The sequence below is a fragment of the Actinocorallia herbida genome (assembly GCF_003751225.1).
Taxonomy (GTDB): Bacteria; Actinomycetota; Actinomycetes; order Streptosporangiales; family Streptosporangiaceae; genus Actinocorallia; species Actinocorallia herbida.
The window spans coordinates 4,119,914-4,138,995 of the sequence record NZ_RJKE01000001.1 but is presented as its reverse complement, the minus strand read 5'-3'; the positions used below and the strand labels follow the sequence as shown (position 1 = coordinate 4,138,995).

19 protein-coding genes are annotated in these 19,082 nt (G+C 73.6%); 8 read left to right on the top strand and 11 right to left on the bottom strand.

Annotated elements, in window-relative coordinates; all coding sequences use genetic code 11:
• Positions 1-95: 95 nt before the first annotated feature.
• The 3 genes from EDD29_RS19100 to EDD29_RS19090 all read right to left on the bottom strand — a co-directional run bounded on the left by EDD29_RS19100 (position 96) and on the right by EDD29_RS19090 (position 3,139).
• Positions 96-965, bottom strand: coding sequence for an enoyl-CoA hydratase/isomerase family protein (locus tag EDD29_RS19100; RefSeq protein WP_123665720.1), 870 nt, complete (start codon positions 963-965; stop codon positions 96-98).
• 16 nt (positions 966-981) lie between these two features.
• On the bottom strand, positions 982-1,752 hold the full coding sequence (locus tag EDD29_RS19095) for an SDR family NAD(P)-dependent oxidoreductase (protein ID WP_123665719.1): 771 nt from the start codon (positions 1,750-1,752) through the stop codon (positions 982-984).
• Between the two features lie 166 nt (positions 1,753-1,918).
• Complete coding sequence (locus EDD29_RS19090; RefSeq protein ID WP_123665718.1) at positions 1,919-3,139, bottom strand: CaiB/BaiF CoA transferase family protein; 1,221 nt, start codon at positions 3,137-3,139, stop codon at positions 1,919-1,921.
• Between the two features lie 207 nt (positions 3,140-3,346).
• Here EDD29_RS19090 and EDD29_RS19085 point away from each other — a divergent pair, with 207 nt between their 5' ends.
• Together EDD29_RS19085 and EDD29_RS19080 are read left to right on the top strand one after the other, a co-directional pair.
• Positions 3,347-4,327, top strand: coding sequence for an aldo/keto reductase (locus EDD29_RS19085; protein ID WP_123665717.1), 981 nt, complete (start codon positions 3,347-3,349; stop codon positions 4,325-4,327).
• Positions 4,328-4,658: 331 nt separating this feature from the next.
• On the top strand, positions 4,659-5,693 hold the full coding sequence (locus EDD29_RS19080; RefSeq protein WP_123665716.1) for a zinc-binding dehydrogenase: 1,035 nt from the start codon (positions 4,659-4,661) through the stop codon (positions 5,691-5,693).
• Between the two features lie 104 nt (positions 5,694-5,797).
• Here the strand turns inward: EDD29_RS19080 and EDD29_RS19075 are convergent, their stop codons facing one another.
• Complete coding sequence (locus tag EDD29_RS19075) at positions 5,798-6,478, bottom strand: TetR/AcrR family transcriptional regulator (RefSeq protein WP_123665715.1); 681 nt, start codon at positions 6,476-6,478, stop codon at positions 5,798-5,800.
• Between the two features lie 187 nt (positions 6,479-6,665).
• Between EDD29_RS19075 and EDD29_RS19070 the strand changes: the two genes are divergently transcribed.
• Both EDD29_RS19070 and EDD29_RS19065 read left to right on the top strand, forming a co-directional pair.
• Positions 6,666-8,021 carry an MFS transporter gene (locus EDD29_RS19070; RefSeq protein WP_123665714.1) on the top strand — a complete coding sequence of 452 codons (1,356 nt, stop codon included), beginning with the start codon at positions 6,666-6,668 and terminating at the stop codon, positions 8,019-8,021.
• On the top strand, positions 8,018-8,614 hold the full coding sequence (locus EDD29_RS19065) for an SGNH/GDSL hydrolase family protein (protein WP_123665713.1): 597 nt from the start codon (positions 8,018-8,020) through the stop codon (positions 8,612-8,614). Before EDD29_RS19070 ends, EDD29_RS19065 begins: the two co-directional genes overlap by 4 nt.
• Positions 8,615-8,750: 136 nt before the next feature.
• On the opposite strand, the gene EDD29_RS19060 is transcribed toward EDD29_RS19065, so the two are convergent.
• From EDD29_RS19060 to EDD29_RS19035, 6 genes are all read right to left on the bottom strand, one after another.
• Positions 8,751-8,999 carry a hypothetical protein gene (locus tag EDD29_RS19060; RefSeq protein ID WP_123665712.1) on the bottom strand — a complete coding sequence of 83 codons (249 nt, stop codon included), beginning with the start codon at positions 8,997-8,999 and terminating at the stop codon, positions 8,751-8,753.
• 12 nt (positions 9,000-9,011) lie between these two features.
• A complete protein-coding gene (locus EDD29_RS19055; RefSeq protein ID WP_123665711.1) occupies positions 9,012-9,200 on the bottom strand; it encodes a hypothetical protein in 189 nt (62 codons plus the stop codon).
• A 471-nt stretch (positions 9,201-9,671) separates the two neighbouring features.
• The gene (locus EDD29_RS19050) at positions 9,672-12,500 is read right to left on the bottom strand and encodes a helix-turn-helix transcriptional regulator (protein ID WP_123665710.1); all 2,829 of its coding nucleotides are present in this window, start codon (positions 12,498-12,500) and stop codon (positions 9,672-9,674) included.
• Between the two features lie 1,267 nt (positions 12,501-13,767).
• Positions 13,768-14,016, bottom strand: a complete 249-nt coding sequence (locus EDD29_RS19045) for a helix-turn-helix domain-containing protein (protein ID WP_123665709.1) — start codon at positions 14,014-14,016, stop codon at positions 13,768-13,770.
• A gap of 585 nt (positions 14,017-14,601) precedes the next feature.
• Positions 14,602-14,982, bottom strand: a complete 381-nt coding sequence (locus EDD29_RS19040) for a VOC family protein (RefSeq protein WP_123665708.1) — start codon at positions 14,980-14,982, stop codon at positions 14,602-14,604.
• A gap of 187 nt (positions 14,983-15,169) precedes the next feature.
• Entirely contained in the window at positions 15,170-15,751 is a 582-nt protein-coding gene (locus EDD29_RS19035) for a TetR/AcrR family transcriptional regulator (protein ID WP_211359793.1), read from the bottom strand.
• 70 nt (positions 15,752-15,821) lie between these two features.
• Between EDD29_RS19035 and EDD29_RS19030 the strand changes: the two genes are divergently transcribed.
• From EDD29_RS19030 to EDD29_RS19015, 4 genes are all read left to right on the top strand, one after another.
• Complete coding sequence (locus EDD29_RS19030) at positions 15,822-16,217, top strand: nuclear transport factor 2 family protein (RefSeq protein ID WP_211359792.1); 396 nt, start codon at positions 15,822-15,824, stop codon at positions 16,215-16,217.
• A gap of 134 nt (positions 16,218-16,351) precedes the next feature.
• On the top strand, positions 16,352-17,392 hold the full coding sequence (locus EDD29_RS19025) for an aldo/keto reductase (protein WP_123665705.1): 1,041 nt from the start codon (positions 16,352-16,354) through the stop codon (positions 17,390-17,392).
• 68 nt (positions 17,393-17,460) lie between these two features.
• Positions 17,461-18,075, top strand: coding sequence for a hypothetical protein (locus tag EDD29_RS19020; RefSeq protein WP_148086014.1), 615 nt, complete (start codon positions 17,461-17,463; stop codon positions 18,073-18,075).
• Positions 18,072-18,611: a hypothetical protein gene (locus tag EDD29_RS19015; protein ID WP_123665703.1), complete on the top strand. Its 540-nt coding sequence runs from the start codon at positions 18,072-18,074 to the stop codon at positions 18,609-18,611. The genes EDD29_RS19020 and EDD29_RS19015 overlap by 4 nt, the downstream gene beginning before the upstream one ends.
• 9 nt (positions 18,612-18,620) lie before the next feature.
• Here EDD29_RS19015 and EDD29_RS19010 read toward each other — a convergent pair whose 3' ends face one another.
• Positions 18,621-18,983, bottom strand: coding sequence for a DUF1707 SHOCT-like domain-containing protein (locus EDD29_RS19010; protein WP_148086013.1), 363 nt, complete (start codon positions 18,981-18,983; stop codon positions 18,621-18,623).
• Positions 18,984-19,082 lie beyond the last annotated feature (99 nt).

Below are 19,082 nucleotides of genomic sequence, written 5' to 3'. Positions count from 1 at the left end.
GAGAACGGCGTTTCGTTGCAAAATGCGTAGACGGGTAAAAACCGACACACCCGCCGCGGCCGCCCCAGGGCCGGGACGGACGCGGCGACCGACCGTCAGGAGTCGGTGTAGGTCGCCGGACGGCGCTCCAGGAACGCGCTGATCTGCTCGGTCTGGTCGCGCGTGTAGGAGGTGAGGATCTGGGTCCGGTTCTCCAGGTCGATGCCCGCCTGGAGGCTGCCGACCTCGAGCTGGCTCCAGGCCACCTCCTTGGTCATCCACACGCCCATCGGGCTGTTCGCGACGATCTGCGCGGCGATCTCCAGCGCGGCCTCGAGGACCTTGCCGTCGTCGACGACCCGGCTGACCAGGCCGATGCGCAGCGCCTCCTCGGCCTCCACGAAGCGGCCGGTCAGCAGCAGCTCGTGCGAGATGCCCGCGCCGACGAGCCGGGGCAGCAGCCAGCTCACGCCGATGTCGCAGCCGGACAGGCCGATCCGGACGAACGCCGCGTTGAACCTGGCCGACGCGGCGCCGACCCGGACATCGCTGGCCAGCGCGAGGGCGAAACCGCCGCCCGACGCGGGTCCGTTCACCGCGGAGACGACGGGCTGGCGCAGGTTGCGCAGCTTGGGCACCAGCGCGGCGATCGCCTGCTGGACGTGCAGCCCGGCCTGCGGGCTCGACAGCCGCGGCGCCTGCCCCGTCTCGGGTTCGTTCCGGTCGCGGCGCGGCGGGTCGTGCAGGTCGAGCCCGGCGCAGAACGCCCGGCCCGCGCCGGTCAGCACCACGACGCGGCACGAGTCGTCGAGCGCGATCTCGTCCAGCGCGTGGTGCAGGTCCTTGATCATCTCGCCGGACATGGCATTGAGCCGGTCCGGCCGGTCGAGGGTGAGCAGCCGCACGCCGGGCGCGGGCTCCTCCGACCGGACGGTCCGGCCTGAGGCGGGGGTGTCACGCAGGTAAGCGTCGCCATTGATGAGCATGGTGTTCCTTCCTCTTTCAGCGCGTCACGAGGCCGCCGTCGACGTGCAGCACCTGTCCGGTCATGAAACTCGCCGCGTCCGAGGCCAGGAAGAGGGCGGGGCCGACCATCTCGTCGGGGTCGGCCATCCGCTTCTGAAGGGCCGACTGCTCCATCGCCTTCTGGAACTCGGGCGGGTTGTTGCGGACCATGTCGGTGTCCACGGTGCCGGGCGCGAGGGCGTTCACGCGGATGCCGCGCGGAGCGAACTCCGCGGCCATCGCTCGCGTGTAAGACACCATCGCTGCCTTGGCGGCGGCGTACATCGAGACGTAAGGGGAGAAAAGGAAGGCGCCGGCGGAGACGACGTTGACGACCGAGGCCGTCGGGCTGGCCGTCAGTGCCTCCAGCGCACGCTGGACGAGGAAGACGGGCCCGCGCACGTTGACGTCCTGGGATTTGGCGAACGCCTCGGGGGTGAGGGAGCCGAGCGGCAGGGCCAGCGGGTTCGCGGCGTTGTTCACCAGGATGTCGAGGCCGCCGAAGGCGTCGAGGGTCCGGGTGACGAGCGCGTCCAGGTCGTCGAGGTCGCCGAGGTGGGCGGGGACGCCCAGGGCGTCGGCGCCCAGCGCCTTCAGGTGGGCCTCGGCGGCGGCGCAGGCCTCGAGCTTGCGGCTCGCGACGACCACCCGCGCGCCCGCGGCGGCGAACCCCTCGGCGATGGCGAGGCCGATGCCCCGGGTGCCGCCGGTGACGAGCGCGGTCCGGCCGGTGAGGTCGAAGAGCGACCGCAGCTTCTCAGCGTCCATGACGACCGCCGTTCGTGGCCTGCGGGACGCGCCGGGCGTGGTGCGGCATGATCCTCCTCGCGCGGCCCGGCGACGGGGGGTGGGTCCGGTGCCGCACTGCCGGAAACCCTCTCGAAAATGGCAAGATCTGTCAATATATATAATATTTAACTTTCCCGGCCTATGGTCAGCGCAGGACGCCGGCCTCCGCCAGCCTGGCGATCTCGGCGTCGTCGTAGCCGAGTCCCCGCAGTACCTCGGTGGTGTCCGCCCCGCGCGGTCGCGGAGCGCGCGGGGCGCGGGTGCGCGACCTGCCGAAGGCCACGGGGACGCCTACACCCCGGTAGTCCTCGTTCTCGACGTACAGCCCCCGGTGGCGCACCTGCGGGTCGGTGAGCGCGGTCCCGACGTCGTTGACCGGCCCTGCCGGAACGCCCGCCGCGATCAGACGACGGGTGAGCTCGGCGCCGTCCCAGCCGTCGATGAGCCCGGCCAGCAGGGCGGCGAGCTCGTCGATATGCGCGATACGGCCCGGATTGTCGGCGAACCTCGGGTCCGCGGCGAGGTCGGGCCTGCCCAGGACGCCGACGAGCGCGGCGAACTGGCGGTCATTGGCGGCGCTGACGAAGAAGTCGCCCGACCTGGTCGCGAAGACCTGGTAGGGCGCGAGGACGGGGTGCGCTCCCCCGGTGCGGCGCGGGGTGCGGCCGTCAGCGGTCCAGCTCGCCGCGTGCGGGTGCAGCAGCGAGACGACCGCGTCGAGGAGGGCTGCGTCCACGAGCTGGCCCCGGCCGCTCGCCGTGCGCTCGTGCAGGGCGAGGAGGATGCCGCTGAACGCCAGATGCGCGGTCATCACGTCCACCACGGGGACGCCGACCCGCAGCGGCTCCCGGTCAGGGTAACCGTTGACGCTCATGAGGCCGCCGTAGGCTTGGAGGACGGCGTCATAGCCGGGCAGGCCGCCCATCGGACCGTCGGAGCCGAAGCCGCTGATCCGGCAGTAGACGAGCCGGGGATGCCGCGCGGCGAGGACGTCCTCGTATCCAAGGCCCCACCGGGCCATGGTGCCCGGCTTGAAGTTCTCCACGACCACGTCGGCCTCGCCGACGAGCCGGGTAAGGACCCGCCTTCCGGCGTCGGAGGCGAGGTCCAGGGCGATGTTGCGCTTGTTGCGGTTGAGTCCGTAGAAGTACGCGCTGGTCCCGTCCGCATGGAAGGGCGGGCCCCAGCTACGGGTCTCGTCCCCGGCCGGACCTTCCACCTTCAAGACCGACGCGCCGTGGTCGCTCAGCATCTGGGCGCAGTACGGACCGGCCAGGACGCGGCTCAGGTCGAGGACCCGGAGCCCGGACAGGATTCCGGCCGGCTCTTCCTCGACGCCCCAGACGTCGTCTCCGGCCTCGGCCATGCCCGCCCCCTCTCCGCGTGCGCGGAACGTGCCAAACGGCAGGAACCTACCAGGGCTCTCCTGCGCCCTCCGCAGGCAGCCCGCCCTGGAGCCCCCGTCCAGGCGAGACCGTTACCCGCGTATACCTCGCGCCTGTACGTCACGGGGTAGCACTCCTCCGGGGGACGGCACAGGGTCTGCCACAGGAAACCGGTGAGGGGTCTGGACATGGAATACACCCGCCTGGGGACGTCGGGACTGCGGGTGAGCCGCATCGCGCTCGGCTGCATGAGCTTCGGCACCCCGTCGGAGCAGATGCCGTGGACGCTGGACGACGCCGCGTCCGGACCGCTGTTCAAGCAGGCGCTCGACCTCGGCATCACCTTCTGGGACACCGCCAACATCTACGGCCACGGCTCCTCCGAGGAGATCGTCGGCCGTGCCCTGCGGCGCTACACGCGACGCGAGGACATCGTGCTGGCCACCAAGGTCAACTTCCCGATGGGCGACGGGCCCGGCGGCGCCGGGCTGTCGCGTCGGGCGATCATGGAGCAGGTCGACGCGTCGCTCCGGCGGCTCGACACCGACTTCATCGATCTTTACCAGATCCACCGGTTCGACCCGGAGGTCCCGGTCGAGGAGACGATGGAGGCGCTGCACGACGTCGTCAAGGCGGGCAAGGCCAGGTACCTCGGAGCGTCCTCGATGTGGGCGTGGCGGTTCGCCAAGATGCAGGAGGCCGCCGACGCGCACGGCCTGACCCGGTTCGTCTCGATGCAGGACCAGTACAGCCTGATCATGCGCGAGGAGGAGCGGGAGATGTTCGGGCTGCTCGCCGACCAGGGCGTCGGGAGCATCCCGTGGAGCCCGCTCGCGGCAGGACTCGTCGCGCGGCCGTGGGGCGAGCGGTCGACGAGCCGCGGCGGCAGCAACCCGACCCACGACCCGGCCGGACGGCCACTGTTCCTGGAGTCGGACAAGGCGATCGTGGACGCCGTCGAGCGGATCGCCGGCGCGCGCGGGGTGTCCATGGCGCAGGTGGCGACGGCGTGGGTGCTGCGCAACCCCGTCGTCACCGCCCCGATCGTCGGCGCGACCAAGCCGCACCACCTCGCCGACGCCGCCGCGGCGCTCGATCTCCGGCTCACCCTCGAGGAGATCACCGCGCTAGAAGGGCCCTACACGCCTCGGGAACCGACCTACTTCTGAGCGCGCTTATCGCGGCCGCCTTCCGTCCCCGTCCTGGGCGTGGAGGGCGGCCTTTTGTTGTTCGGTTTGGGACCGGTCCCAGCCGGACGCGGCGTCCGCTGGGAGGTCTCACTGTCTGAGATCAAGCGCTTTGCGCATACCGTCCGACGTGCGAAGATCTCCGCGTGCCCAGCCGGAGCCGAGGGACGCCCACCCGGGGCGCCGCCCCTGCCGGGCCCTCCCGGCGCGGCACGGCGCCGCCGCGACGCGCGTCCGGCGGCGGCGGGCGCACGGGGGTCGGCCGGAGCACGGACGGTCGACGCGGATCTTTCATTTGAGGGGAAGTGCTCTGATGCGGGCTACCTTGATTTATGGTGCGGGCGACATCCGGGTGGAGGAGGTGCCCGACGCCGCGATCCGCCAGCCGACCGACGCCGTCGTGCGGGTGCTGCGCTCCTGCGTCTGCGGCAGCGACCTCTGGCCGTACGCCTCGCAGCCCGCGGCCGAGCGGGGCCGACGCATCGGCCACGAGTTCCTGGGCGTCGTGGAGGACATCGGCGCCGACGTCGGCGGGCTCGCCCGCGGCGACCTCGTGGTGGCGCCGTTCATGTTCTCCGACAACTCCTGCGAGTTCTGCCGCGAGGGCCTCCAGACGTCCTGCCGGCACGGCGGCATGTGGGGCGTCGGCGACGTCGACGGCGGCCAGGGCGAGGCCGTCCGGGTCCCGCAGGCGCAGGGCACTCTGGTGAAACTGCCGGTCGCCGAGGACTCCGCGCTGCTGCCGTCGCTGCTGACGCTCTCCGACGTCTTCCCCACCGGCCACCACTGCGCGGTGAAGGCCGGGGTCGGGCCGCGCACGACGGTCACCGTCATCGGCGACGGCGCGGTGGGCCTGTCCGCGGTGCTGGCCGCCAAGCGGCTCGGGGCCGAGCGGATCATCCTCCTGGGCCGCCACAAGGACCGCACCGACCTCGGAGTCGAGTTCGGCGCGACCGACGTCGTCGCCGAGCGCGGCGAGGAGGGCGTGGCCAAGGTCCGCGAGCTCACCGGCGGCAAGGGCACCCACACCGTCCTGGAGTGCGTCGGCCTTGAGGACGCCGTCAACACCGCGCTGCGCGTCGTCCGCGCGGGCGGCGTGGTGAGCCGGGTAGGCGCCCCGCAGTACGGCCGGGTGGCGCTGGGCACCGCCTCCTTCCTCAAGAACATCACCTTCACCGGCGGCGTCGCCCCCGCACGCGCCTACATCGAGGAACTCCTGCCCGACGTCCTGGAAGGCCGCGTCCAGCCCGGCCGCGTCTTCGACCGCACCGTCGCCCTGGCCGACACCGCCGCCGGATACTCCGCCATGGCCGACCGCAGTGCCCTCAAGGTCCTCATCCGCCCTTGACCCGCTCCCCCGGGCGCCCACGTACCGGCGATGTGGGCGCCCGTCCTGCCTCACCGACCCCGGCGGCCTTCGCGAAGGCTGATGCCGCCGCGCCGCCCATCCGGTCAGAGGACCGGGGGGCGGGCGGCGTGGTGGAGGCGGGTGGCGGCGGCGCGGCGGGCGCGGTCCAGGGGCACGCGGGAGCCGTGGAGGGCGGAGTCGCCCACGGCCTGCCAGATGAAGGCGCTGAGCTCGAAGGCGAGCTGGTCGGGGTCGGCGTCGTCGGGGAGTTCGCCCGTGCGGACCGCGGCGCGGAGGGTGTCGGCGAGGTGGGCGCGCCAGTCGGACAGGTCCTTGGCGACCGCGTCGTGGACGCGGCCGGGGCGTGAGTCGAACTCGGCGGTGACGGAGTAGACGATGCAGCCGCCGGGGAACACGCCCTCGGCGACGTAGTCGAGCCAGTTGTCGATCAGCGCTTCCGCACGGGCGAGGCCGTCGGCGACCTGCTGGGCGGGCAGCACGACCCGCTCGGTGAAGACGCGGCGGGCCGCGCGGAGCGTCGCGAGCTGCAACTCCTCCTTGGAGCCGAAGTGCGCGAAGATCCCGCTCTTGGACAGCGCGAGATCCGCGGCGAGCCGCCCGATCGAAAGTCCTTCGAGCCCCTCGCTCGACGCGATCGCCATGGCCCGTTCCAAAATCAGGCGCCGGGTCTGCTCACCGCGCACCACCCTCCCGTCGGTCTTGCCTCCGGTGCCGCCGTCCGTCTTGTGCGCCACGCCGCCTCTACCGCCCGCAGTCCCGTTCATACCCAAACAATACGACCATTCGTTCTACTAGTCACTTGACAGCGCGGGCCGGTTCAAGAAATCGTACGATCGTTCGTGCTTATCAGCACGACCGTTCGCTCTTCTGTTCCATCCGGCACGATCCTCAGCTCAGCACGACCGTTCGTCCTTCGTGGCACGAACGGTCGTTCATCCCCTGGAGACGCGTTTGTCCTCACGCAGCCTCGCTCTCGCGGCGGGCGCCGCCTTCCTGTCGATGCTCGACACGAGCATCGCCAACCTCGCGTTCCCCGACCTCGGACGCGACTTCGGCACCCCCGTGCACGGGCTCACCTGGATCGTCACCCTCTACACCGTCCTGTTCGCCGCGGTCCTCGCGCCGTCGGGCAGGCTCGCGGACCTCGCCGGGCCGCGCCGCATGTACCTCCTCGGCACAGGCCTCTTCGCGGTCGCGTCGCTGGCCTGCGCGCTGGCACCCGACCTGCCTTCGCTCCTGACCGCCCGCGCCTTCCAGGGGGCGGGCGCGGGCGCGATGATCCCCGCGTCCCTCGCCGTCCTGCTGCACGGCACCCCCGCCGAGGGACGGGCCCGCGCGATCGGCCTGTGGAGCGCCGTGGGCGCGCTCGCCGCGGCCGTCGGCCCGTCCGTCGGCGGGCTCCTGGTCGACACCTTCAGCTGGCACTCCCTGTTCCTCGTGAACGTCCCCGTGGCGCTCGCGCTGGTGTTCGGGGCACGGCGGCTCCCGCCCGGCGGCACCGGTGGCCGCCTGCCCGATCTCCTCGGCACCCTCCTGCTCGCGGCCGGCCTCGGCCTCCTTGCCCTGGGCGTCTCCCAGGGCTCGGAGTGGGGTTGGACCGACCCGCGCACCCTCGGCGTCCTGGTCTCCGGAGCCGCCGCGACGGCGGGCACGCTGCTCCGCTCGGCCCGCCACCCGGTGCCCGCGCTCGACGTGTCGCTGTGGCGCGTCCCCGCGTTCACCACGGCGAGCGTCGTGTCGTTCCTCTACGGCGCCGCCTTCTACCCGTGGATGCTCGTCGGCGTCCTCGTCCTCACCCGCCTGTGGGGCTACGACGCGCTCACCGCGGGCCTCGCCATGACGCCGGGCGCCATCACCGCGGCGGCCGGGGCGATCGCGCTCAGCAGGCTGGCGAGCCCGCGCACGGCGATCGTCCTCGGCGGCGTGCTGATGACGATGTCCGCGGGGTGGTTCTGGCTCGCGCTCGACCCGGAACCCGACTTCCTCGCCTTCTGGCTGCCCTGCGGCCTGCTCGTCGGCCTCGGCATGGGCGCCCTCGCGACGGGCATCTCAGGCGCTTCGGCGCTGTCGGCCGGGCCCGCGCGCTTCGCCGCCGCCACCGGGCTCACCACGACCGCGCGCCAGTTCGGCGGGGCGCTGGGCGTCGCCGTCCTCGCCGCGCTGCTGGCGGCCGACGATCTCGGCCTCGACGCGTTCCTGTCGGTCTACCTGTTCTGCGGCGTCACCGCGGTCCTCGCGGGCGCCGTGGGCCTCGCCCTGCCCGCCCGTCCCCAGCCCGTCCCCACCAGTGAAGGAGCCCCCGCATGAGCGCCTGGCAGAAGATGGCGGTCATCGGCGACAGCATCGCCTCCGGCGTCCGCGAACCCGCCGCCGGCTACGACGACCTGTCCTGGATCGACCGGATGACCACCGCGCTCGGCACCGAGACCCTGAACCTCGGCGAACGCGACCTCCGGGCCCGCGAGGTGCGCGACCGCCAACTGGCGCCCGCACTCGCGTTCCGGCCCGATCTCGCCGTCGTCGTGTGCGGCGGCAACGACGCCTTCAGCCGGACCTTCGACCCCGCCGCCCTGGAGGCCGACCTCACCCACATGGTCGGCGCGTTCCGCGCGATCGGCGCCGAGGTCCTCACCCTCGGCCTGTTCGACATCGTCGCCTCCGGCCTCATCACCGACGCCCGCTTCCTCGCGGAGTTCCAGCCTCGCCTGACCCTCCTGCACGACATCACCGAACGCGTCTCCCACACGCACGGCGCGGTCTTCGCCGACTTCCGCGCCCACCCGTCCGTCGCCGACCCGTCCATCTACAGCAGCGACCTCATCCACCTGAACGCCCGCGGCCACGCCATCGCCGCCGAGACCGCCTTGGCGCTGCTCGCCCAGCGCGCACCCATCGCCTGACCCGACGGGGAGGGACGCGCCGTCGGCGTGCCCCTCCCCCGTGCCGGCGACACGCCCGGCACGTCCGCCCGACGCCGCCTCGGGAACCGGCGGCCGCACCGGGCGGGACCGGGGCGTCGTCCCGGCTCGGGCGGAGTCAGGTACGGCGAAGTGCCAGGCCGTCGAGGAAGACGGCGCTCCTGTCATCGAGCCTGCCCCGGCCGGTGAGGGCCGTGTCGTCGGCGAGTTCGGGGACCTCGGCGAACGCCTCCCGGTAGGCGGCCCGGCGGGTGGAGACCCCCGCGGGCCCGTCGAGGGCGGCCATGCCCGCGGACGTGGCGACGACGAGGTCCGCCACGAAGTCCAGGGCGACGAGGGCGTCGCGGCGGGTGAAGCCGCGCTCCAAGGGACGAACGGCTTACCCGCGCATGAGGGCCGCCACGCTCGGGGGGCGCCCCCGCATGGTCTGGACGGCCTTGGCCGTGCCCGGATAGGCCGCCAGGAGTTCCCACAGCGCGTCGGCGATCGACTCCAGCAGCGCCCGCCGCTCCCGGTCGGGGTCCGGCCATGGGTGTTCGGCGACGGCGAGGTCCGCGGCGGTGAGCACGAGGTCGTCCCGGTCGGCGACGTAGGTGTACAGGTCGCGTCGCTGACGCCGAGGCGCCGCGCCGCCCCGGCATGGACAGCGTGTCGAGCCCTTCGGCGATCGCGGCCCGGGAGATCGCCTCGCGGGCAGCGAAGGGCGGGGACCCGGGCGGCGGCCGGAACGGGACGTCGGATCACGCGCCCGCGGGATCCGGAAGGACCGACGGGCAAGGGGCGGGGACGCAGGTTCGCGGAGGAATCGCTCGGTGGGGCCGAGGGCCCTGGCCGACGAGGTGTCCGGGGGAGGTTCCGGATCGTGGGGGGTGGTGCGTGGCCCCGGTGCTTCGTCGGACCGGGGCACGCGGTTCGTCGGGCGGGTGCGGGCCTGCGCGGGGTTTCCCGGTCTGCCGCGGAGGGCCGCACCCGCGTGACTCCATGGTCGCGGGAAATGGTGCGGGCGGGCATCGCGTGAAGAGATGAGATCGGACGGCGGTCACGCGGCTTCGTGTTCCAGGACCAGGCGGGTCAGGTCGACGCGGGAGGTGATGCTCCATTTGGTGAAGATGTGGCGGAGGTGGGAGCTGACGGTGTGCTGGGAGAGGAAGAGGCGGTCGGCGACCTGGCGGTTGGTGGCGCCCTGGGCGACGAGGACGGCGACCTTGAACTCGGCCGCCGTGAGGCCCCACTTGCCTTCCGCGGCGCCGACCAGGGCGCGGGCCGGGCGGCGGACGCCCAGGGCGCGCAGCCGGCGGCGGACGCGGGCCGCGTCGCGGGCGGCGCCGGACTCCTCGTACAGGTCGAGGGCCGTGCCGAGGAGCTTGCGTGCGGCCGGGTCGCCGTGGGCGCCGAGCACGCGGCCCGCGTCCTCGGCGGCCGACGCGCGGACCAGGGGGCGTTCGGCGTCGTCGAGCAGTGCCACGGCGTGCCGCAGCAGGTCGGGGTCGTCGGTGAGGAGCCCTCGGGCGTGGTCCGCGAGGCCGCACAGGAAAGGCGATCCGGGGTCGAGTGCCCCGGCGCGGTCGGCGGCCTCGGCCGCGAGCGCGGGCAGGCCGGCGCGCAGCGCGAGGCGGGTGAGCACGACCAGATCGGCGGGGTCGGGCGTCATGCCGGGAGCGCCGGAGCCCTCCCAAGCACGCTGGATCAGCTCGGCCATGCGGGCGGTCTCGCCCTCGGCGTCGGCGGCGAGCGCGGCCAGCCAGGCGCCGGTACGGCGGACCGCGGGCGCCTCGGCGGCCATCATCCGGGCGCCGTCGGCGGCGCGGCGGCGGACGCCGTCCTGGTCGCCGAGGAGCGCCACGGCCCGGTTGAGCGCGTAGCGGGCCGTGGTGTCGGCGAAGTCGCCCGAGCCGAGGTCCCCGGCTCGGGCGAGGGCCGTCTCCGCAGCGGCGCGCGCGTCGGCGAGCAGGCCCGCGTCGAGCAGGACCCTGGCCCGGCTCATCGACCACAGGGCCACCGCGGCGCGGTGCCCGGCCTCCTTCGCCGCGCGGAGTCCCGCGTCGGTCTCCCGCAGGGCCTCCTTGATCCGCCCTGACGCGGTGAGCGTGAACGCCCGCCCGCAGTCCTCAAGGGCACGAGGGGCCTTCTCGCGGGCGGCGCGCGCCTCTGCCGCGTCCTGGAACGCGAGCGCGCGGCCCGGGTTCAGCCGGGCCAGCTCGGCCCTGGCGAGCGCGGCGAGCACCGTCGCGCCCGCGGCGCCCGCGGTCCCCTCGGCGACCTTCCCCGCCGCGGCGATCGACCGTGCCGCGTCCCCCGCCCGGGACAGGTGGAGAGCTTCGGCGGCCGTGAGGCGGTCGCGCAGTTCCTCGGGCACCCCCGGCAGCGCCAGGCCGATCCGGCACTGGCGGACCGCTTCGGCAGACGAGGCATGGCCGACCAGACGGGCCATCACCCACCGCAGCCGGGCCTCGGCCTCGGCCGTGAGGAAGCCACCTAGAGCGGCGTCCGCCTTCTCCCTTGCCTCGGCGTACCGGCCGTCCCGCCACAGCAGCTCGGCGGTCTCCGCGACGATCTCGGCGGCGTGCGGCCCGTCGGGTCCCGTGAGCTCCAGCGCCTTCCGGTTCAGGGCCAGCGCCTCGCCGGGCGCGGTGGCGGCGAGGTGGGCGGCGGCCTCGCGCAGCAGCGCCACGGCCCTGCGGTCGCCGGGCACCGCGCTCTCGGCGAGGTCCGCGGCGACGTCGACCGCGCTGCCGCCCTGCGCCAGGTGGACGTCCACCGCCTGACGCCGCAGGCACCGGCGCAGCGCGGCGGGAAGGGTCTCGGAGATCGCCTGCCGGATCAGCTCGTGCCGGAAGCCCAGGAGGTCGCCCGCGCCGGTGAGGAATCCGGCGCCGACGGCCTCCTCCGCCACCGCCGCGAACTCGTCCGCCGGGATCCCGGTCAGCCCCGCCAGCTCGGCGACCGTGAAGGTCTGGTCGAGCACCGAGGCGACCTGGACGCTCTGCCGGGCGGCCTGCGACATCTGGTCGAGGCGACCCCGGACCAGGGTGCGCAGCCTGCGCGGGAGGGCTTTCCCGTCCGTCGAGGCGACCCCGTCGCGCACCGTGACGCGGCCCTCGTCGCGCAGTCCCTGGAGGAGCTCGACGATCAGGCGCGGCGCGCCCTGCGCCCGGCGGGCCACGTTCAGCACGGAGAGGCCGGGCTCGGCCTGGAGCAGGTCGGCGGCCATCGCCGCGACGGCAGGCTCGGCGAGGGGGCCGAGGACGATCCGGTGCCCGTCGCCCGCTCCGCTCCGGCACAGTGCCGTGACCGGCGCTGCGGCCTCGTCGGGGACCGGACCCACCGACAGGACCCAAAGGATCGGCGCCTCCGCGAGATCGTCGAGGAGCGCCGCGAGGGCCTCCAGCGTCATCGGGTCGCACCACTGCACGTCGTCCAGGCAGACGACCAGGGGTCCCCGCGCCGCGGCGGCCGCGAGCCGGGCGCGGGCCTCGCGCAGCGTCCAGGACCGCAGGTCGGCCACCCGGACGGTGCTCGGAGCCGCGGCGTCGAGCAGCGGGGCGGGACCCGCGCACAGGGCCTCGAGCAGCGGGCCGAACGGCACCTGGAGCCGGTCGAGCGTCGCCGACCCGCGCAGGCAGGGCAGCCCCGCCGCCTCGGCCCGCGCCCGGACCTCGGCGATCAGCCGTGTCCGCCCCGAGCCGGGCGGCCCCTCGATCACGAGGACGCCGCCCTTCCCGTCGACGAGCGCGGCGAGCCGGTCGCCCAGCACCGCGACCTCCGCCTCACGGCCGCGCAGCGGCGGTTCCCCGCTCCGCCCGACCGGCGCCGCCGGCACCCGCCTCGCGCCGACGTGCCGCTTCCGCGTCATCTCCTTGACCGGCATGGTCCCTCCGTTCACCCCGCCGACGGACGCCCGCCGACCTGAACTCACTGTGGCCGGGCGGCCACTCCCCTCGCATCAGGGAAGGCCGCCATGGACTCCCTAGCCCCACTCCCCAGTGGCCCCCCGCACCAGCACCCGTGCGCCCCTTAACGCAACATCCACTAGGGATGCCCCTGGTCCTCCCGGCTTCCGGACCCTGGTCCCTCGCCCACGACCCGACCCCGACACGTCCCCTCGCGAACGCTCGGCCATGGCACTGACCTGCGAATTCCCGCACCGGCCGGGCACCCGAGGACACCCTGGTCCACCCGCTCGGACCACAACGACCCGGACGCGGCCAGGGACCGGGGATCCCCCCGCCGCCATCACCTCCGTCCGGGACCCCTGGCCGCGCCTCACCCAAGCCGCAAAGACAAGCCCGGGGCCGTCCGCTGAGGAGGCCCCGGCAGCAACGCGGCCTCGGAGCCGCCCGGCCGCATCCTCCCGAACCTCGGCCCCGAGCCGGGCATGTCTCCGCCGGCCCTGCTTCCAGGCCCTTCGGACGCGGTGGACAAGGATCGGCTCGATCAGGCGGCAGCCCGGGTGATACGTCGAGGTCGGCGAAATCGCGCATGGGGCTTCCGCCCGGACCACGTATCACCCACCCCGAAGGAGGCCCACGACCGAGCGCCGGGGACGCCCCGCCCACAGCTCACGGATCTCTCAGACGGCCCTGAGCCGGGGATACTTCCACCCGCTCTGCTTCCGGATGCCTCGGACACGGCGGGGATGAGGCGGCTCGATCCCGGTGGGGGCCAGGTTCGAGGAGGACGCGGCGTCGGGTCGGCGAGCTCGGGCAGGCAAGTCGCTGACCTGGGCTTTGAGGGCAAGCGCGACCGCGGGCTGGAGACTTCCGGCCGCCCGTCCAGGCCGCACCGGCTCAGGCTCGGCGCGGGGATCCCCGGTCACGCCGCTTCCGCGCCGTGGGCCATCAACTGCTCCTTCGAGCTGGGGATTCCCCCGCGCCATCCGAGCCGCGCGGGACCCATCGCGGTCGGGCATCGGGGCCGCATCCGCCCCGGGCCGCGGTCGCGCACGCGTGGGTGGGAGGCCCGGTCCTGGCGGGCCCGGCAGGGAGGGCCCACCTACGGAGCCGACCCAGCGTCCATCCGGACGGGCTCGGGTCGCCGTCCCGGAAAGCCGGCTGCGCGGGCCTGTGCTGGCGCGTTTCCGGCCGGGCGGCTCCCCGGGCAGCGAGGCTCGCAGCCGCCCGAGGGCCCGGTTCGGGCTACTCGCCGACGGTGCGGGCGGGGAGGGGTTCGATCAGGTCGTGCATGGCGCAGCCGAGGATGTCCAGGAGGGCCATGAGGGTGCGGAGGCTCAGGCGTTCCGGCTTGTCCACGACCAGGCGGTAGACCTGGCTGGGCGACAGGTCCACGCCGCGGGCGGCCAGCAGGGGGCGCAGTTCCGCCGTGGAGAACATGCCGCGCTCCGCCATGATCTCGCGAAGATGCCACACGTAATCCAACTCGACCATTGACCGTCAGTCCCTTTCCGCTTCCGCCCGCACGGTGAAGGCCAGGAGACCGGGTGCGAGCGTATGAGGACCAGGGTCCATCCCCGGGCACCGGGTTCGCATCCGTGATGTCCCTAGTTCGGCCCTCCCGACATGGGAGAACAACCGGTCGTCGCCACCCTCACGCGGAGCGTCAACGGTACTCGGGGCAGATATTGATCACCTTTGTGGCGATCCTGCGTCTGCCGCGCAATTCGCGCATCCGCTGAAATCACGCGGATCGGCCGCGCGGGGGTTGTGGGCGGCAGGGCCCGCTCGGCGTAGTGGGTACCGCTACCGTCACGGAGGGTGGCGATGTGCCGGATGTCCGCGCCGGCATGCTCCGGCAGGCCGACGGCGGCCGACGGCGGCCGACATGATGCACGGGAGGGCCCACGCCGACGATGGAGAGGGCGGGCCGGGGCAGGTGGCCCCGGGTCGCCGGGTCGCCGGTCCTGAACCTCATCGGTCTCGCAGCCGGACCGTTCGGAAATGACGGGCCCTACCGCGCCTCGCCCGTTTCGCGATCACGACCCCGCGGGGTGGCCTCGTCGCCGAGGGGTGCCGTCAGAGGGCGGGTATACGGGCCTTGAGCAGGCAGAACTCGTTGCCCTCCGGATCGGCGAGGACATGCCACTGCTCCTCGCCGGTCTGGCCGATGTCGGCGGGGCGCGCGCCGAGACTCAGGAGGCGTTCGAGCTCGGCGTCCTGATCGCGGTCGGTGGGGTTGACGTCGATGTGCAGCCGGGACTTCCCCGGCTCCGGCGCGTCCCTGCGGCTGAGGAAGAGCGTCGGCTGGGGGCCGCCGAACCCTTCGCGCGCCCCGATCTCGATGCTGCCGTCGTCCTCGCGACCGAGCACCACGAAGTCCAGGACCTCGCACCAGAACCGCGCCAGCGCCTCGGGGTCGCGGCAACCGAGCACGAGTTCACCGATCCGGCATGCCATGGACAGAACCTACTCTCGGCGTGGGAACCGCCGGACGGCCGCGCGCGGATCTCAGCGGCCCCGGCGAGAGCGGACACTCTCGCGACCGTATCGGGCGGGGCGATCGGTGGCGAATGGTTTTCCGGCCCTCGCCCGGCCGGGCCGTCAGCCGGAGGCGGCAGAGCGCGGCCTGCCGTCGCGACCCGCCCTACGGATGGGTGAGCGCGTGGAGGGCTGGGCGAAGGGTCTCGGCGATGCGGTCGGTGGGCGTGTCGCGAAGGACGGGGAGGTCGAGGAACTGGTGGGCGATGGTGATGCCGACCAGGGCCGTGGTGATGAGCGCGGCGCGGAGTTCGGGGTCGTGGTCGCGGGGAAGGGTGGCGGCGAGGGCGGTGATCTGCTCGGTGAGGGCGGCGCGGGCCCGGTCGGCGGCGACGGGGTCGGTGAGCATCGAGCGGAGGGTGGCGCGGGTGCCCTCCGGCAGGCCGCCGAGTTTGACGCCGAGGGTGGTGAGGAGTTCCTCGGTGACGGTGGCCGACGCGACGGCGCCCGAGGTGAGGGGCGGTGCCTGGATGGCGCGGGTGAAGAGGTCGCGCTTGGAGCCGAAGTACTGGATGACCAGTGACGGGTCGACGCGCGCGGCCGCCGCGATCGCGCGGACGGTGGCGCGCTGGTAGCCCTGCTCGGCGAACAGGCGACGGGCCTCGTCGAGGATGCGGGTCTCGGTGGCGCGGCGGCGCTCGGCGCGTGAGGTGGGCGCGGGCCCGGCGGTGGATGCCACGAAGTTCACTCTACAAGTGTTGACCGGGCGCGTCCCGCGGCGTAATTTCGCTCAACAGATGTTGAACGAAGGAGAGACCATGACCATGGAACCCGTGGACGTCCTGGAGCGCTACTACCAGGCGATGCTCGACAAGTCGGCGGACGCGCTGGCGGACCTGTACGCGGAGGACGCGGTGCACGAGTTCCCCTTCGCCGTCCCGTTCCCACCGCGGCTCGAAGGCCGTGAGGCGGTCCGGGGGCTGTACCGCGCGGCGTGGGGCGAGAGCCCGGTGCGGGTGCGCGAGATCCGCCGCACGGGGCTGCACCCGGGGGTGGACCCCGAGGTGGTCGTCTCCGAGCAGGTGGCGGTGGTCGTGCTCCCGTCGGGCGAGGTCGCGGAGGTGCCCGGACTCCTGGTCCTGCGCGTACGGGACGGGCTGCTCGTGCATGTCCGGGACTACATGGACATGTCAGGCCTTACCCCGGCACGTTAGGTACCTGGGGTATAAGGGCCGTTAGTCCCGGTTGCGTGCCGATTGTGGCACGCTAGCCTGTCTTGCTGGAGCTCCGTGAGCCGTCTTGGCTCGAAGTGGGCGCCGTGTGGCGTCGCGGGGCGGGAGGGGACAGGGTGGAGTACCGGACGCTGGGACGGTCGGGATTGAAGGTGTCGGCGCTGGCGATGGGCGCCATGACGTTCGGCGGGCAGGACGACATCTTCCGCAGGTTCGGCAGCACCGACGTGGCGGGCGCGCGCCGCCAGGTCGACCTGTGCCTGGACGCGGGCGTGAACCTCATCGACACCGCGAACGTGTACTCCTTCGGGCTGTCGGAGGAGATCGTCGGCCGGGCCGTCGAAGGGCGGCGCGACAGGGTGCTCCTGTCGACGAAGGCCCGCGTCGGGTTCGGCGGGCCCAACGCCGAGGGGCTGTCGCGCCACCACCTGCTCGCGGAGGTCGAGGCGAGCCTCCGCCGCCTCGGCACCGACCACATCGACGTCTTCCATGTGCACGGCTGGGACGGGCAGACGCCGCTGGAAGAGACCATGGGCACGCTCGACGGGCTCGTCCGCTCCGGCAAGGTCCGCTACCTGGGCGTGTCGAACTTCGCGGGCTGGCAGCTCATGAAGGCGCTCGCCACCTCCGACGCCCGAGGCTACGAGCGCTTCGTGTCCAACCAGGTCTACTACTCCCTGGAATGCCGCGACGCCGAGTACGAGCTCCTCCCCGCCTCGATCGACCAGGGGCTCGGCATCATCGCGTTCAGTCCCCTCGCGCGCGGCCTCCTGACCGGCAAGCACCGCCGCGGCCGGGTGTCCGAGGAGACCCTCGCCGCCTGGCCCGAGCTCGCCGTCCGCGACCCCGCCAAGCTGCTGGACACCATCGAGACCGTCGTCGCGATCGCCGACGGCCACGCCGCCACCCCGGCCCAGGTCGCCCTCGCCTACCTCCTCGCCAAGCCGGGCGTCGCCTCCCTCATCCTCGGCGCGCGCTCCGACGACCAGCTCACCGAGAACCTCGGCGCGATCCACCTGGCCCTCACTCCGGACGACCTCGCCGCCCTCGACCGGGTCAGCGCCCCCGAGCTCGTCTACCCGCACTGGCATCAGCACCGTCTCGCCGCCGCCCGCTTCAGTGACGCCGACCAGGCGCTCCACCGCCCCGCCCGCTGACCGGATACGGCATCGAAATCGGGTGATTCCGGGCCTCGCGGCCTTCGGTGGTGCCAGAATGGCGAACCATGATCACACCGCCGCGGGCCGCTCGCGGACGCGGTCTCCGGTGGCCGTGGCCACCGGTGGTCGCGGCGGCGGTCGGGCTGGCGTCCGGCGCGGGGCTGCTCTGGTGGATGATCGGCGGAGGCGAGCCGGACGATCCGCCGGTCAGGGAGGTGCGGCTGCCGTGCAATCTCGCCACCGCGGCCCAGCTCGACGAGGTGCTGCCCGGGGCGCTGGTCGTCGGGACCAGCCGTTACGGGGATCCCGGCAGCGCGCCGTGGCTGCTGGCGAGGTGCGGGCTCGCGCGGGAGCGGACCGCGTTCTACGAGCTGGAGCTGGAACTCAGGCGGTACGCCCGCCAGACGACGACGGGCAGGCACGCGGTGAGCCGGACGGCTCCCGAGAAGGCGCTGGCGGCGTACGAGTCCGCCGTGGACGACACGGATTGCCCTCCGGAGCCTGTCCCGGACATCGGCGACCGGGCGACGGGCTGTGCCGGTGAACGTGCCGGAGAACCCTTCTACCGGGTGACCGCCGTGCGCGGCGACGTCCTGCTCACGGCCACCCTCCGCACCGGGGACGCGGACCGCGGACCGATCCACCGGCTCGCCGCGACCCTGCTGGAGGCCGCCCGGTGAGCGACGGGACGGCCACCGGGCAGCGTCTCGTGCGGGCGCTCCTCGGCGGCGTCATCATGGGCGTGCTCGGCGTCCTGGCCGGTCAGATGACCGGATTCCTGCCTTTGGGCGGGCCCCGCGTCCTGGCCGACCCGTGCCGGACCGTCCCCGTGGCGGACCTCGTGCCCGGCAACGACGGACCGCGCGGGAAGGGCGGCCGCGCGTCGGCGAAGTGCGAGGCCGGCACGCCGGGCAGCGCCCCGTACACCGCGTCCCTCTCGATCGAACTCGAGAAGTCGCCGTCGTCCGAGGCCACGGAAGGCCACCACGCACGGGCTTGCGCCGCGTTGGCGGGCCTCGGCGACGTCACCGGGCCGCCCGAACTCGGCGACGCGGCGTGCGCGGCGACCGACCAGGGCCTCGTGCCGTCCGCGACGGTCCACGTCAGGTTCGGCCGGGTGCGGCTGACGGTGCGCTACACCTGCGAAGGCAAGGACCCCGCCATCCTGGAAGGACAGGCCGTCGAGGCGGCCCGCCGGGTCGTCGCGTCACCCTGACGGCCGGGCTCAGCCCTGCGCGGAGGACCTCTTGCGCAGGGTGAGGGTCAGCAGCACCGCGGCCCAGGGGGCGGAGATCACGAGGAACCAGGGGAAGGACGGGCCGCCGGTCGCGCGGGTGATCAGCCACATCAGGCCCACGATCACGGTGACCGCGCCCCAGGCGATCCAGCCGTCGCGCAGGGTGTCCCTCTCCGGCAGATCGGCGGTCAGCGCCTCCAGGTCTGCGACGGTCCGGGCCGCGCCCACGCCGGCCAGACGCGTGTCCAGTTCGTCCGGGCCGAACCGGCTCTTCGCGTAAGCGTGCCGCAGGATCTCGGCGTGGCGCTCCCGGTCGGCGCCTGACGCCGGAGCGTCCGGATCGGACGGCATGTCACTTCCCTCCACGACGGCGCCCACGAACAATGCCGCCGAACCTACCCGGACCGCCCTCGTTCAAGGTCGCGAAAGAACGAGGACGGCCCGTGCCGG